The following is a 13,838-nucleotide window of genomic DNA, read 5'->3' on the forward strand; positions in this document are numbered from 1 at the left end:
AAGCGGCGACGCTGCACGGGCACAACTACGCAGGGTTCGGGTCATCGGGCTGTAGCCGGCCCGCGGTAATTGTCTGAGGACCGGGCGGCTGGTCGGCTACATTCCGGCGCATGGCCGAGATCTATGTGAGTACGGACGTCGAGGCGGACGGCCCGATCCCGGGTCGTAACTCGATGCTGAGTTTCGCGTCCGCCGCCTTCGACGCCGACGGCACGATGGTCGGCACGTTCACCGCGAACCTGGACACCCTTCCCGGGGCGGTCGCGGACCCGGGCACGATGGCCTGGTGGGGCCGGAACCCGGAGGCGTGGCAGGCCTGCCGGGCCGAGCTGCGGGAGCCCGGCGAGGCGATGGCCGACTATCGCGCCTGGCTGGAGGCGCTGCCGGGCAAGCCGGTGTTCGTGGGCTACCCGGCGGCGTTCGACTTCATGTTCGTCTACTGGTACCTCATCCGGTTCACCGGCGTCAGCCCGTTCTCCCACTCGGCGCTCGACATGAAATCGTTCGCGATGGCGGTGCTCGGCACCGAGTTCCGCGGCACGGTCAAACGCACCATGCCGCGCGCCTGGTTCGGCCCCGGCCGGCACACCCACGTGGCCCTCGACGACGCGATCGAGCAGGGCGAACTGTGGATCGCCATGCGCCGCGCCGCCCGCTCGCGCTGACGGGGCGCCGGTCAGCAGAACTGCGTCCGCACGACCCGGTCGCCGTCGTCCAGCCAAGCGTGCACGACACCATCGAGCGGGCGCAGCGGGTGGTCGCCCCGGACCAGCCGGAGCCGGGCTCGTGAGATCCCGTCCGACTCCAGTTCGGCGGCGGTCCGTCCCGCGCTGACGCGGGCCAGCCAGGCCGCGTCACGGCTCAGTCTCCGCCGGAGCAGGGCGATGTGCCGTACGCCGAGGTCGTCGATCCGGAACGGGAACCCGCGGTGTCTCTCGGCGAGCCAGCCGCATCTCCACATGCCGTGATCGGTGCTCCACCAGTCGACGCTGTGCTCGGACTCCGTACCGGGAAAGGGGTGGGGGTTGGCGTCTTCTCCGGCGCCGGCCAGGGCGGCGTCGCGCCCGTCACAGAACTCGCAGGTCTCGTCGGCGTTGTGCATGGCGCTCATCTCACCGTTGAGGGCGAGACCGAGGTGCGTTTCGCGGGTACGCAGCCATTTGCGGACGTCGGCGGCCTGCTGGGCGTCCTCTTTGGAGCTGTACATCGGCAGGCCGCTGCCGCCGTTCAGGGGCTGGCCCATGGCGGCGTAGACCGCCGGACTCCAGACCGGTCTGACCCGGTAGTTGACCAGGCGATCGGTGTTCATCACGAGCCGGATCAGGCTCCGGCCTCCGCTTCTGCGGCGCGTGCCGACCACATGGCGCTGGTCACCACCATCACCCCAGACGATCGGCAAGACCCAGACCTTTGCCCCGGGTACGAAGTGACGTGTGCCCGGTCGCTTCGTGTCCGTCTGCTGGCGGGTGAACGTCTCCCGGCTCACATTCGCGACGACACCCCAGGTCAGCGGCTCAACCGATGCAGGTCTCTCGATCACCCCGCGATTGAATCAGTGCGCTCACGAGCGTCGGGGGACAAGACCGTCACGCTCGGCCTCATCGGCTTTGAAGCGTCCGGTCGGGTTCGAAGGGTGCCGTGATCACCACGACGTCCGGCTCGGGACGGTTGCGCTCGTCGAGCCGTACCGTCATCGCGCGTTCCACTTCGAAGCGCTGTCATGCGACTAGGTTAGCGAATCGGGACCGCGAGGAGCCGTTCGTAGCAGACCGACACATCCGAGCCGGTGTACGGGCCGAACAGGGGGATCTCGTGGTATCCCTCGCGTTCGTAGAAGCGCATCGCGTCCGGCTGGGCCGGGCCGGTCTCGAGTCTGATCGTGGTCCAGCCCCGCTCGACGGCAGCCGACTCCAGGGCTCGGAGGATCGCTGTGGAGACGCCGGAGCCGCGGCTGTCCGGAGTGACGTACATACGCTTGACCTCAGCGGACGTTGGATCGAGGCGCCGCAGGGCGCCGCAGCCGACCGCCGTTCCGGACGAGTTGGTGGCGACCAGGAACAGGTCGATGTCGGCGGCGGAAGGCGGCGTGCCCGGCTCGTGGTCGTCGCTTCCGTAGCGGGCGTCGAGCTCGGTGCGCTGGGCGGTGCGCAGTGCGGCGCCGGCGGGGTCGTCCCACGGGCGGGCTTCGATGGTCCAGGTCATGACATCCTCCATTCGGAACAGGTGTTACGGTAACAGGCGTTACGGATCGAGGAGGGTGCGACGCGTGTCACGTACGGCTGATCGGTCCGCGCAGGGCGAAGCCCTGTCCCGGGCGGTGTGGAGCGTGCTCGCCGGACAGGGTCTGGAACGGCTCACCGTCCGGGCCGTCGCGACGGCCGCCGGATGCACGACAGGTCTGGTCATGCACCGGTTCCCGAACCGGCAGGCGCTGTTGCTGCACGCCCGGCAACTGCTGCACGAGATGACCCGTGCCCGGGTCGAGGCCCTGGAGGCGGAGGCGGCGACACCTCGGGTGGCGTTGCGGGCGGTCCTGCACCAGGGCATGGCCCTCGACGAGCAGACCCGCCAGGAGGCGATCGTCTGGATGGGCTTCCTCGCCGCAGCCGTCGCCGACGACCAGCTGATCGAGGAGCATCGCCGCAACAACCGAGCCTGGCGGGAACGGGTCGAGCGCCTGACCGCGGCGGCCGCTCCGGAGTGGACGGCCGCCCGGGTCTCCGCGGTCGCCCTGGCGCTGATCACCATGGCGGAGGGGGTGGCCGTCTACGCGGCCGCCGACCCTGCCGCCTTCCCTCCCGCAGACCAGGAAAGCATGCTCGACGCCGCCCTCGTCGCCTTCGAGCTCGCCGACGGGGATGGGGAGGGCTAGACACCTTCTACGGTCAGAGTCTGAGGCTGGTGGGGATAGCCATGTCCCGGACCACCTGATCGCCCAGCCGTGCCCGGCGACCCCTTCCGCGGGCTGTTGATCGCGCAGCCGTGGGCGGCGACCCCTTCCCCGGGCTGTTGATCGCGCAGCCGTGCCCGGCGACCCCTTCCCCGGGCTGTTGATCGCGCAGCCGTGCCCGGCGACCCCTTCCCCGGGCTGTTGATCGCCCAGCCGTGCCCGGCGAACCCTTCCCCGGGCTGTTGATCGCCCAGCCGTGGCCGGTGAACCCTTCCCCGGACCGCTTGATCGCCCAGCCGTGGGCGGCGAATCCTTTACCGGGCCAGAGGCAGCGATATCCCGGAGCCGGGCTCCGAAAACGGCCGTAGTTGATCGTCCAGCACCGGGTCGCGGCGGTAACCGACTCCCGGAGCCACGACGGGGACGCCAGGCCATCAGCCGACCGAACGCCACCACGGCTCAGACGGATGCGGCTGACGGGCCGGGAACCCCGACCGCGAAAGCTCTTTAGAGCCGGACTAGAGCAGGGCCGGAAAGACCGTTCCGGCGATCAGTGCGCCGACCATGGCGCCGACGATCACCTGGGCCGGTGTGTGCGCGGTCAGCCGGACCCGGGCCCAGCAGCCGAGCAGCACCAGCGGCACGCCGAGCAGCACGACCGGGCCGTAGACGACGGTCAGCGCGGCCACCGTGCCGGACGCGACACCCGCGTGGATGGACATCTTCCACCAGTGCGTGACCAGGGCGAACACCGCGAGCCCGACGCCGCCGGTGGTGAGCAGCGCGAGCACCTCGCCGGGGGCGCCGAGGGCGAGCAGCAGGAGCAGGCCGGCGACCAGTGAGGCGGTGCCGAAGAGCAGGGGGATGCGGCGGTCGGCGCGTTCCGGGATGTGATGGTTGGTGAGGCGGCCCTTGCGTACGCCGTGCAGCACGTAGCCGAGCGGAATGACCGCGGCGAACAGTGCGCCGGGCAGACCCCACCAGCGGGAGACGCCGGGTGTCTCGCCGGCGTGCCATCCCACGGTGAGCAGCAGTACGGCCACGAGCACGGCCGGTGCGAGTACTTCCGAGACGACGACCGCGATCCGGTCGAGCACGCCCGGCGCACGGGTCCGGACGTCATCGGCAGCAGCGTTGATCACCGTTGCATCATCCCAAGCCGAACACGCCGGTGAGGCGACGCGAAACGCCGCCGATCAGGTGTCGGCGGGTGCCGCGTGGCCGAGGGTGGAGCAAGGCGGTCAGGTGTCGGCGGGTGCCGCGTGGCCGAGGGTGGAGCAAGGCGGTCAGGTGTCGGCGGCCATCGCGGCGAACGCGTCGGCCAGGCGGCGCAGGTCGAGGCCCTCGAGGTGGTCGAAGATGTGCCGGCGGACGCTGGCCAGGTGCGTCGGCCAGGCCTCCCGCAGCCGGGCCATCCCCTTCTCGGTGAGGACCGCGTTGGCGCCGCGGGCGTCCTCCTCGCAGCGGATGCGGCGCAGGTAGCCGCCGGACTCGAGCTTGGCGGCGAGGCGTGTCATGCCGCTCAGTGACATGTCGCACGCCGTAGCGAGTTCGCTCATTCGCATGAGCTGGCCGGGAGTTTCGGAGAGATGGCGCAAAACCGTGTACTCACTGGCGGACATGCGTTGCTCGCGAACCAGATCGGCGTCGAGGGCACGTGGCATGACCTGCAGGAATCGGCCGAGTGCGCGCATCATGGCCTCTTCGTCGGGACTGAGTGGCGCGAGTGCGTGCATGGTCCCGATCGTACGGCGACGGCGCATCCCGGCCGGCCCGGCGACTCTGCGCCTCGCCGGGGTAACGCGTGAGCCTGGTCTCGGGGCGCGGGCGTCAGCATTTCGGGTGACGCTTGTCGGCTTGCCTGCGGGCCGGAGAAAGTCACAATGCTTTGGTGCAAAACCAGACAACTAGTGACTCTTTGCAGCAACTGCTCGAAATGCCACGAAAGTCTTGGTGGGCCCGGCTGCCGTTCGGTGTCCGGATGGCCGCGGGCGCGAGTGCGATGTTCGTGGTCGTCGGCGGTGGCGTGGCCGGCGCGGTATCCACCATGACCAGTCCAGGATCGGAGAGCGTCAGCACCACGGCCCGTGCGGCCGAGGCCGACCTCGGCGCCCCGATGCTGGAGGAGAGCCCGGAGGTGGTCAGCCGGGCGGCGGCCGCGGCCGAACCGTTGCCCGAGCGGCCCGGCGAGACGCCACCGGTAGCCACCACGACCCCGGCTCCGGCGCGGACCGCCGCGCCGGCCGATCACCTGAGCCGTGTCCGGGTGGCCGACCAGCGGGCCGACCGGACCGGGCCGCGTGCTGCCCGTACGCTCGCCCAGGCCCCATCGCGACGGAAGGCGGCGGCCGAGCCGATCGTCACCACCCGGACGGACGTGGAGACCCGGGTCGTCCCGTTCGACACGCAGGTGGTGCGGGACTCCTCGCTGCCCCGCGGCGTCCGTCAGGTGCGGGTCGCCGGATCGCCCGGCGAGCAGACGCTGCGCTACCTGGTCACGACGACCGACGGACGGCCGACCGCGCGCAGGCTGCTGAGCAGCTCGGTCACCCGCAAGCCGCAGAACCGTGTGGTGGCGCTCGGCGCGGCCCGCAAGCCGGCCCCGGAACCGGTGTGTGATCAGGCGCTGGGCCTGTGCCTGCCGTTCGGGCGCACCGCGGTCTGCCCGTCCGACGGTTCGGCCGCGGGCGTGTCCCCCCTGCCGCCGGCCGCGGGCGCTCTGCCGCCCGAGGAGACCGGCGAGATCCTGATCGCCGAGGAGGACCTGGAACTGCTGGGTCCGGAGGGTCTGGACGCGGTACGCCTGGAACCCGCGACACTGTGTTGACGGTCACCCACGATTGCGTCCGGGCCGGTCGGGGGACACGGTAACGGCATGGCTCTGACCGACACCGGCCTGGCCGATCTGGCCCAGCGGCTGCTCACCGTGCCCGGCGTCGTCGGGGTGGTCCTCGGCGGCAGCCGGGCCCGGGGCACGCACACCGAGGACTCCGACTACGACCTGGGCCTCTACTACCGGGCGCCGCTGGACACCGGCCGGCTCGGCGAGCTGGCCGAGGAGGTCGCCGGGCGGGGCAGCGGGGTGACCGCGACCGGCGGCTGGGGTCCGTGGGTGGACGGCGGCGGCTGGCTGCGGATCGACGGTCACCACGTGGACTGGATCTACCGTGACCTGGACCGGGTCGAGCGCTGCTGGGCCGAGGCGGAGCAGGGACGATACGCCTTCCACGTGCAGGCCGGTCATCCACTCGGGGTGGCCGACTTCTCGTACCCCGGTGAATTGGCTCTGGCCCGGGTCCTCGCCGATCCGACCGGAGATCTCGAGACCCTGCGTGGCCGCGTCCGGGTCTATCCGCGGGCGCTCTCGAAGGCCCTGGTGGCAGGGCTGTGGGAGGCCGACTTCCTGCTCGGCGTGTCGCGCAAGGCGGTGTCCCGTGGCGACAGCGCCTATGTGGCCGGTTGTCTGTTCCGGGTGGCCGGGGTGTGTGCCCACGCGCTGCACGGGGCGGCCGGACGCTGGCTGATCAACGAGAAGGGCGCGATCGCAGCGGCCGGGGCGCTGCCGGACGCTCCGGAGCGCTTCAAGGCGCGGGCCGACGCGGTCTTCGCGGCGGTCGACGGCGATCCGGTGCACCTCAGCACCGCGATCGATCTGATGGCGGATCTCGTCCTGGAGACCACCGACGCGTGCGCGATGATGCTGCGGTGACCGCTGACGTACCCACCATCCTTGCCACCAGCGCCTCCTTCCGTCCGGGCCGGCACGGCCTGCTCGACATGCGGCCCGGCCCGATCCACCACCTCGCCGCCGAACTGGCCGGTGCGCCGAAGACGCCGAAGATCTGCTTCCTGGCCCAGGCCACCGGCGATCCGCAGGAACGCATCGGAGCCTTCTACTCGGCGTTCGCGGGCACCGGATTCACCGCGTCGCACCTGCAGCTGTTCCCGATGCCGAACATCGCCGACATGCGTGCGCACCTGCTCGCCCAGGACGTCATCTGGGTCGGCGGCGGCAGCGTCGCGAACCTGTGCGCGGTCTGGCGGGTGCACGGCCTCGACGAGATCCTGCACGAGGCCTGGCAGGCCGGGGTGGTGCTCAGCGGCGTCTCGGCCGGCTCGATCTGCTGGCACACCGGCGGCAGCACCGACAGCTTCGGGTACGACCTGCGCGGCTTCACCGACGGGCTGGGCTTCCTGCCGTACAGCAACGGCGTCCACTACGACGCCGAGGAGCAGCGGCGGCCCAAGATGCACGAGCTCATCGGCAAGGCGATCCTGCCGGACGGCTACGCCACCGACGACGGTGCGGGGCTGATCTACCGGGGCACGTCACTGTCCGAGGCGGTCGCCGACCATGAGGGGCCTTTGGCGTACGAGTTGAAGCGTGCCGCCGACGGCACGGTGACCGAGACGCCCTTGCCGACCCGCGTCCTCACCTAGGCTGGAGGCGTTGGGACTTCGGAGTCCACCCGTTTTGTTTGAGGAGAGCCATGTCCGACCGGACCGGTAAGGGCGGCGAAGGCGGTAGCTGACGCTCGTGGTTTCGCCGCGGCGACCGGTCGTCAGTGCAGGGCGACCGTGGCGAGACCCACCAGCACCGCCGACAGCAGCATCGCGACCGCGAAGATGGCGTTGTGACCGATCAGGAGGCGCCGTCGCGGCTGGCCACCCTCGCCTCCGTGCGTGATGCCGACCGGATCGAGGTTGTGGCCGAACATCTCGGCCCGGTACCTCCGGGTCAACGGCCTCTGCAGGTGGGTCAGCACCGGTGATCGCCTCCGGGGGGAATGAGGATCGATTCTGGTGGAACTCCCGGTAGCATGCGGCGGGCAGGAAACCGGGAGCAACGGTTACCAGCCAGTAACCGTCGCGGGTGGTCCGGAGTGGCATGGTCAGTGGGCTGATCGGACAAGGGATATCGGGCGAACAGCCGTCCCTGCCCGTGCCTAGTCACTCTTTATGAGGATTTGTCGGTAAGGATCGTTTCGACATCATTGGGACGATGCCGGAGACTCCGACGATCTCTCACACCCTGTTCAGGGGCACCCTGAACGTCTCGGTCGTGCTCATCGGCCTGACGTCGGGTATCGCGCAGCTCACCGAGATACCCACCCGGATCGCCCAGTGGGCCCTCACCGCCGTCTTCCTGGCCTGCCTGCTCTACTTCGTGGTCCGTCTGTGGCAGCTGGCCTTCGTCGTCAAGATCCGTGAGCTGAAGGCCGACCTGCAGGACGCCACCGGCCTGCTCGCGATCCAGCAGGCCGGCCATCAGCACTACCTGGACGCCATCCAGCGGATCAGCGAGCGGGAGAAGCCGCTGTTCTCGGAGACCCTCGAGGTTCTGGTCTCGATCGGTGTCGACCACGACAGCGACCGCATCGTGGAGAAGCGGATCACCACCCCGGAACCGCTGGTCACGCACCGGACCATGCGCCCGATCGTGCCGACCGACACCGACCGGCTGACCCGGCTCGACGAGATCTCGTTCAAGACGCTGCGGCCGGTCGGCGGCACCATCACCGCGCTGCCGCTGGAGCAGAGCCGCCTGCTGCGTGTCTGGCTGATCTTCGATCCCGCGATGACGACGCCTACCGAGTGGCAGGTCGAATACCTGCCGCGCGGACTGTGGAACCCGCTGCGCGAACGTGGCTGGGACCAGCTCGTCTGGGAGGACCGGCTGCCCACCGCCAGTGGAACACCTTCGGCGTTCACCCGGTTCCAGGTCACCTTCAGCTTCCCGGACAGCGATCAGCCGCCGAGCGTCAAGGAGCGGCAAGGGTACGGCTGGATCAGCGAACCGGAACGCGACGCGCGCGGCCGGTGGGAGGTGGTCTGGCTCGACGAGAAGCCCGCCGGCCGCCGGTACGTCTGGGATCTCACGCAGGCGGTCGGCGGGCGCTGATCAGGTTCAGGAGGCCTGGCTGAGGATCAGGTTGTGCACGTGGTGCGCCTTGTCCGACCCGCGGAACTCGATCTCGTAACTGGCCGTGCCGACCGTGATGGCGATGGTGCCCGAGGAGAAGAACTGGCCGGCCCAGCTCTTGTTGCTCACCACGCTGACGCTGCTGACCTTGGAGTAGGGAATGCTGGTGATCGCGAACCGCTTCCCCACGTAAGACTGGTCCTGGATGATGATCCGGCGGTTCGTGAGGCCGATGAAGCCGGTCCCGGCACCGATCGCGTCATAGACGGCGATGATCTGCTCGCCCTCCAGCAGGCCGCTCTGGATCTGCTCGAGCTGACCCTTGTTGTCGTACACCACGTCAGTCATGCGGCGCAGCGTAGTCCTCTTGATCTCAGGGCCTCTCGACGACCGTACGGTAGAAATCCTCGATCCGGGCCGCGAGGGTCACCTCACCGTCGGTGATGGTGCCGCCGTCCTGCGGACCGAGACTGATCTGAGTGTGACCGTTATATCGCCGGATGGTCGGACGTATGTGAAGGGTGTCGGCGGCCACCTTGATACGTTCCGTCAAGGCGGCGTGCTGACTGTCGTCACACGCCAGATCGCGGCGCAGCTGAACGCCGTCCCGGGTCCAGCCACTCAGCAACGCGAGCGCGTCACTGAGATAGTCCGAGCCGGTGTCTCGGCGTCTTCTCGCCCGCACTACCGCACCCCCTTAGCGTCGTTGCCGGCTTGTGGCCGAACTGTCGCCGTGTCGTCATGGTCGGTGCCCCACAGTTTCGTCCGTCCGGGCCATGGTGTCCACGCCCACATATCCGTGTTTGCGTGACGATCGGGGCACCAGCGGGCAACCTGAACGGTCAACTTTCATGAGATCTTGGAACGCATGCGGGCCGAACAATACGTCAAGCCGACGTCATCACCCAGGGTGATCGTGGCGGCTGTGATCATCACCGCGGGCCGGGTCCTGGCCTGCGAGCGCAGCTCACCGCCGGAAGCCGCCGGCCGGTGGGAGTTCCCCGGCGGCAAGGTCGAGCCGGGCGAGACCGACGCGCAGGCGCTGGCCCGGGAATGCGCCGAGGAGCTGGGTGTACGGGTCGAGGTCGGCGCCCGGGTGGGGCCGGACGTGCCGCTGGCCCACGGTCGCGCCGTGCTCCGGGTCTACGCCGTCGAGTTGCTCGGCGGAGACGTGCCGGAGGCGCTGGAGCACCGCTCCATGCGCTGGCTGACCGTGGACCAGCTGGACAGCGTCCCGTGGCTGCCCGCCGACGTCCCGATCGTCGCCGAGCTGCCACCACTGCTGCAGGGCTAGCTGTACTGCTTGCGCAGCTCCCGCTTGAGGACCTTCATGCTCGGGCCGAGCGGCAGCGACTCGGCGAACCGGACCTGACGCGGGTACTTGTGCTTGCCCAGGTGCTCCTTCGACCACTCGATCAGCTCGTCCGCGGTGAGGCCCTGCTGCTCGAGCACCACCACGGCGCAGATCTCCTCGCCGAGGGTCTCGTCGGCCACCCCGATCACCGCGACCTGCTGGATCGACGGGTGCCGGGCCAGGACCTCCTCCACCTCACGCGGGTAGACGTTGAAGCCGCCGCGGATGATCAGGTCCTTGGTCCGGTCGACGATGCTGATGAAGCCCTGCTCGTCCTTCACACCCAGGTCGCCGGTCCGGAACCAGCCGTCGACCAGCGCCTCCGCGGTCGCCTCGGGACGGTTCAGGTAGCCGGCGAACACGTTGTGGCCGCGGATCACGATCTCACCGAGCTCGCCGTCCGGCAGGAACTCGATGCTCTCCGGCACCTCCGGGCGGGCGATCTCCACCTCGACACCCCAGATGGGGTGCCCGACCGTGCCCGGCTTGGCGCCGAACGAGGGCTGGTTGGTGGTCGCCGTGGGGGAGGTCTCGCTCAGGCCGTACCCCTCCCAGATGTGCGAACCGAAAGCCGCCGCGAACTTCTCCAGGACCGCGACCGGAAGTGACGCACCGCCGGAGACGCACAGCTTCAGCTGCGGCAGGCGGTCGGCCTTGGCCGCCGCCTCGAGAAGTCCGATGTACATGGTCGGTACGCCGTGGAAGATCGTGACGTTCTCCTTGAGCATCAGCTCGATGGCCGCCTCGCCGGTGAACCGGGGGAGCAGCACGAGCGTCCCGCCGAGCCGGAACGTCGCGTTCATCCCGACCGTCTGTCCGAACGTGTGGAACAGCGGCAGGCAGCCCATCACCACGTCGTCGCCGGTCAGCGGGTGCACGTCGAAGACGTTGACGGCCGCGTTCATCACCAGGTTCAAGTGTGTGAGCAGTGCGCCCTTCGGCTTGCCGGTCGTGCCGCTCGTGTAGAGGATCACCGCGACGTCCTCGGCCTCGCGCGTGACGTATGTCCGCAGCGGCTCGAGTCCCGCCGAGATGTGGTCCAGGCGCGGCGGGTACTGCGGCAGGCCCTCGGGCAGCGGGCCGACATTGGCCAGCGGTGTCTGGGTCGCGGCTGCCGCCCCGGCGCCGACCTGCAGGAAGGCAGAGTGCGTGACCAACAGCTTCGCGCCGCTGTCGGCCAGCACGTAGCCGACCTCCTCGGCGTTGAGCAGCAGGGACACCGGCACGATCCGGGCGCCGACGGCGAGCGCGGCGAAGTAGACCCGCGGGAAGTCGGCCACGTTCGGGATCATGATGGCCACCGTGTCGCCGGGGCCGATGCCCAATTCCCGCAATCCGGCGGCGTACGACCGGGTCTGCGCCCAGAGTTCGGAGTAGGAGATCCGGCCTCCGGCCTCGTCGACGATCGCCACCTTCTCGGGATACCGGCGTGCGGCTTCGGCCAGAACGGTGGCGAGGGAAAGCGTCGTCATTGCTGATCTCCCTTAGTGATGTACGTCGCAGCTGTGCTTAAACTAGCGGCGTAAGTTTTTACACGTCCAGTGTTGATTCCGGTTTTCTCAGGAGGTTCACATGGCGCGGCCCCGGCAGGCGCTGCTCACGAGGGAGCGCATCGTCGAGGCGGCAGCCGCGTTGATCGACGCCGAGGGGCTGGACGCGTGCTCGATGCGGCGCCTCGCCACCGAGCTGGGCGTGCAGGGACCGTCGCTCTACAACCACTTCGCGACGAAGGCGGAGATCGTCGACGCGGTCGCCGAGGCGGTCGTGGCCCAGGTCGACATCTCGGTCTTCCGCGGCAACGACTGGCGCGAAGGGCTACGGCTGTGGGCGAAGTCGTACCACGGCGTGCTCTGCGCCCACCCGAACATCGTTCCGGTGCTGGCCACCGGCCCCGGCCGCCGGCCGGCCGGACTGGCCATGGCCGAGGCCGTCTACGGCGCGCTGATCGAGGCGGGCTGGTCGCGGGCCCGGGCCACCCACATCGGCGCGCTGATGCGCTACCTGATCACCGGCTCCGCGATCGGCTCGTTCGCCCTCGGCTTCGAGGCCGACCCGGAGCTGTACGACCGTTTTCCGCACCTGCACCGGGCCCATGAACTCGCCGCGCATCGCGACGCCGTCGACGAGGGCGCGTTCGAGCTCGGGCTCGACCTGCTGATCAACAGCCTTTCCGACCGATACGACCAGGGGGTACGCCGATGACGTCGGTCTTCCGCGATGAGCACTGGATCGGCGGCGCTTACGTGCCGTCCGGCTCCGGCGAGCGCATCGGAGTCGAGAACCCGTACACCGAAGAGGTGTTCGGACACGTGCCGGCCGGCACAGCCGAGGACGTGGACGCGGCCGTCTCCGCCGCCCGTTCCGCCTTCGACGGCTGGGCCTCGGCGTCGCCGGCCGAACGCGGTGCGGCCCTGAGCCGTCTGCACAGGACCCTCGCCGCCAGGGCGGACGAGATCGCCCGGATCGTCGGCCTCGAGCTCGGCACCCCGCTGAAGATCGCCAAGGCGGTCCAGGCAGGACTTCCGCTGACGGTCCTCGCCGGGTACGCCGAGCTCGCGACCCGCCCGGCGCACGAGGAGACGATCGGGAACTCGCTGGTCGTCCACGAGCCGATCGGCGTGGTCGGCGCGATCACCCCGTGGAACTATCCGCTGCACCAGGTCGTCGCCAAGGTCGGCGCGGCCCTGGCCGCCGGCTGCACGGTGGTCCTCAAGCCGAGCGAGCTGACGCCGCTCACCGCCTACCTGCTGGCCGACGCGTTCGCCGAGGCCGAGCTGCCGCCCGGCGTGTTCAATCTGGTCACCGGCACCGGTCCGGACGTCGGATCGGCCATCGCCGGTCATCCGGGCGTCGACATGGTGTCGTTCACCGGTTCGACCCGGACCGGCGCCGCCATCAGCCGGGCCGCGGCCGACCGCATCGCCAAGGTGTCGCTCGAGCTCGGCGGCAAGTCCGCCAACGTCATCCTCGAAGACGCCGACGTGGCCAAGGCGGTCAAGGTCGGCGTCGGCAATGCCTTCCTCAATTCCGGGCAGACGTGTACGGCGTGGACCCGCATGCTGGTCCACCGCAGCCACTACGACGAGGCCGTCGAACTCGCCGCCAAGACCGCGGCCGGATACACCCTCGGCGACCCGTTCGACGCGGCCACCCGCCTCGGGCCGCTCGCCTCGGCCGCGCAGAGGGAGCGGGTCCGCGGCTTCATCGAACGCGCCGGCGCCCGGCTCGTCGCCGGTGGACTCGACGCGCCCGTCCCCGCGCGGGGCCACTTCGTCGCGCCGACCGTGTTCGCCGACGTCGACCCGGACAGCGAGCTCGCGCAGGAGGAGATCTTCGGCCCGGTGCTGTCGATCATCGGCTTCGGTGACGACGACGAGGCCGTGGCGATCGCCAACAACTCCAAGTACGGCCTGGCCGGCGCGGTCTGGGGCTCCGACGAGCGGGCGCTCGCGGTGGCCCGGCGGCTGCGCACCGGAGCCGTCGACGTCAACGGCGGCTCGTTCAACCCGTTCGCGCCGTTCGGAGGTTACAAGCAGTCCGGTATCGGCCGTGAGCTCGGCGCCTACGGGCTCACCGAGTTCCAGCAGGTGAAGGCGATCCAGCGGTGATCGTCCCCGTCTCCGCCGGCATCCCCGTCCCTTCCCGCGCCACCCCGGAGGTCTCGCGTTGAG

17 protein-coding genes are annotated in these 13,838 nt (G+C 69.8%); 9 read left to right on the forward strand and 8 right to left on the reverse strand.

The features are described 5' to 3' along the window. The first annotated feature begins 110 nt into the window (after positions 1 to 110). Entirely contained in the window at positions 111 to 665 is a 555-nt protein-coding gene (locus CLV67_RS05490; protein ID WP_106316045.1) for a 3'-5' exonuclease family protein, read from the forward strand. Between the two features lie 11 nt (positions 666 to 676). On the opposite strand, the gene CLV67_RS05495 is transcribed toward CLV67_RS05490, so the two are convergent. Next, entirely contained in the window at positions 677 to 1,399 is a 723-nt protein-coding gene (locus CLV67_RS05495) for a hypothetical protein (RefSeq protein ID WP_146168990.1), read from the reverse strand. 332 nt (positions 1,400 to 1,731) lie between these two features. Next, positions 1,732 to 2,202 carry a GNAT family N-acetyltransferase gene (locus CLV67_RS05505; RefSeq protein WP_106316047.1) on the reverse strand — a complete coding sequence of 157 codons (471 nt, stop codon included), beginning with the start codon at positions 2,200 to 2,202 and terminating at the stop codon, positions 1,732 to 1,734. A 64-nt stretch (positions 2,203 to 2,266) separates the two neighbouring features. On the opposite strand from CLV67_RS05505, the gene CLV67_RS05510 reads away from it, so the two are divergent. Beyond that, complete coding sequence (locus CLV67_RS05510; RefSeq protein ID WP_106316048.1) at positions 2,267 to 2,872, forward strand: TetR family transcriptional regulator C-terminal domain-containing protein; 606 nt, start codon at positions 2,267 to 2,269, stop codon at positions 2,870 to 2,872. 536 nt (positions 2,873 to 3,408) lie between these two features. On the opposite strand, the gene CLV67_RS05515 is transcribed toward CLV67_RS05510, so the two are convergent. Then, positions 3,409 to 4,032, reverse strand: a complete 624-nt coding sequence (locus tag CLV67_RS05515) for a phosphoesterase PA-phosphatase (protein WP_239166020.1) — start codon at positions 4,030 to 4,032, stop codon at positions 3,409 to 3,411. Positions 4,033 to 4,176: 144 nt separating this feature from the next. Then, positions 4,177 to 4,626, reverse strand: coding sequence for a MarR family winged helix-turn-helix transcriptional regulator (locus CLV67_RS05520; protein ID WP_239166019.1), 450 nt, complete (start codon positions 4,624 to 4,626; stop codon positions 4,177 to 4,179). 200 nt (positions 4,627 to 4,826) lie between these two features. Between CLV67_RS05520 and CLV67_RS05525 the strand changes: the two genes are divergently transcribed. The 3 genes from CLV67_RS05525 to CLV67_RS05535 are packed head-to-tail and all read left to right on the forward strand — an operon-like array spanning position 4,827 to position 7,330. Then, entirely contained in the window at positions 4,827 to 5,717 is an 891-nt protein-coding gene (locus CLV67_RS05525) for a G5 domain-containing protein (RefSeq protein WP_106316049.1), read from the forward strand. Positions 5,718 to 5,765: 48 nt separating this feature from the next. Then, positions 5,766 to 6,599: a nucleotidyltransferase domain-containing protein gene (locus tag CLV67_RS05530; protein ID WP_106316050.1), complete on the forward strand. Its 834-nt coding sequence runs from the start codon at positions 5,766 to 5,768 to the stop codon at positions 6,597 to 6,599. Continuing rightward, positions 6,596 to 7,330 (forward strand): Type 1 glutamine amidotransferase-like domain-containing protein, encoded by a 735-nt coding sequence (locus CLV67_RS05535; RefSeq protein WP_106316051.1) that lies wholly within the window; start codon positions 6,596 to 6,598, stop codon positions 7,328 to 7,330. The genes CLV67_RS05530 and CLV67_RS05535 overlap by 4 nt, the downstream gene beginning before the upstream one ends. A gap of 122 nt (positions 7,331 to 7,452) precedes the next feature. Here the strand turns inward: CLV67_RS05535 and CLV67_RS05540 are convergent, their stop codons facing one another. Next, positions 7,453 to 7,632 carry a hypothetical protein gene (locus CLV67_RS05540; protein WP_239166018.1) on the reverse strand — a complete coding sequence of 60 codons (180 nt, stop codon included), beginning with the start codon at positions 7,630 to 7,632 and terminating at the stop codon, positions 7,453 to 7,455. Between the two features lie 260 nt (positions 7,633 to 7,892). Here CLV67_RS05540 and CLV67_RS05545 point away from each other — a divergent pair, with 260 nt between their 5' ends. Continuing rightward, entirely contained in the window at positions 7,893 to 8,792 is a 900-nt protein-coding gene (locus tag CLV67_RS05545; protein WP_106316053.1) for a hypothetical protein, read from the forward strand. A gap of 6 nt (positions 8,793 to 8,798) precedes the next feature. Here the strand turns inward: CLV67_RS05545 and CLV67_RS05550 are convergent, their stop codons facing one another. Together CLV67_RS05550 and CLV67_RS05555 are read right to left on the reverse strand one after the other, a co-directional pair. Continuing rightward, the gene (locus tag CLV67_RS05550; RefSeq protein ID WP_106316054.1) at positions 8,799 to 9,161 is read right to left on the reverse strand and encodes a PH domain-containing protein; all 363 of its coding nucleotides are present in this window, start codon (positions 9,159 to 9,161) and stop codon (positions 8,799 to 8,801) included. 25 nt (positions 9,162 to 9,186) lie between these two features. Then, on the reverse strand, positions 9,187 to 9,498 hold the full coding sequence (locus tag CLV67_RS05555) for a 4a-hydroxytetrahydrobiopterin dehydratase (protein ID WP_106316055.1): 312 nt from the start codon (positions 9,496 to 9,498) through the stop codon (positions 9,187 to 9,189). Positions 9,499 to 9,681: 183 nt separating this feature from the next. Here CLV67_RS05555 and CLV67_RS05560 point away from each other — a divergent pair, with 183 nt between their 5' ends. Then, positions 9,682 to 10,107: a (deoxy)nucleoside triphosphate pyrophosphohydrolase gene (locus tag CLV67_RS05560; protein ID WP_203736872.1), complete on the forward strand. Its 426-nt coding sequence runs from the start codon at positions 9,682 to 9,684 to the stop codon at positions 10,105 to 10,107. Here the strand turns inward: CLV67_RS05560 and CLV67_RS05565 are convergent. Further along, a complete protein-coding gene (locus tag CLV67_RS05565) occupies positions 10,104 to 11,639 on the reverse strand; it encodes a long-chain-fatty-acid--CoA ligase (RefSeq protein WP_106316057.1) in 1,536 nt (511 codons plus the stop codon). The genes CLV67_RS05560 and CLV67_RS05565 overlap by 4 nt on opposite strands. Before the next feature lie 100 nt (positions 11,640 to 11,739). On the opposite strand from CLV67_RS05565, the gene CLV67_RS05570 reads away from it, so the two are divergent. Together CLV67_RS05570 and CLV67_RS05575 are read left to right on the forward strand one after the other, a co-directional pair. Further along, positions 11,740 to 12,369, forward strand: coding sequence for a TetR/AcrR family transcriptional regulator (locus CLV67_RS05570; RefSeq protein ID WP_106316058.1), 630 nt, complete (start codon positions 11,740 to 11,742; stop codon positions 12,367 to 12,369). After that, positions 12,366 to 13,775 carry an aldehyde dehydrogenase family protein gene (locus tag CLV67_RS05575; RefSeq protein WP_106316059.1) on the forward strand — a complete coding sequence of 470 codons (1,410 nt, stop codon included), beginning with the start codon at positions 12,366 to 12,368 and terminating at the stop codon, positions 13,773 to 13,775. The genes CLV67_RS05570 and CLV67_RS05575 overlap by 4 nt, the downstream gene beginning before the upstream one ends. The last annotated feature ends 63 nt before the right edge of the window (positions 13,776 to 13,838 follow it).

Source organism: Actinoplanes italicus (assembly GCF_003001815.1).
In the GTDB taxonomy this organism is placed as follows: domain Bacteria; phylum Actinomycetota; class Actinomycetes; order Mycobacteriales; family Micromonosporaceae; genus Actinoplanes; species Actinoplanes italicus.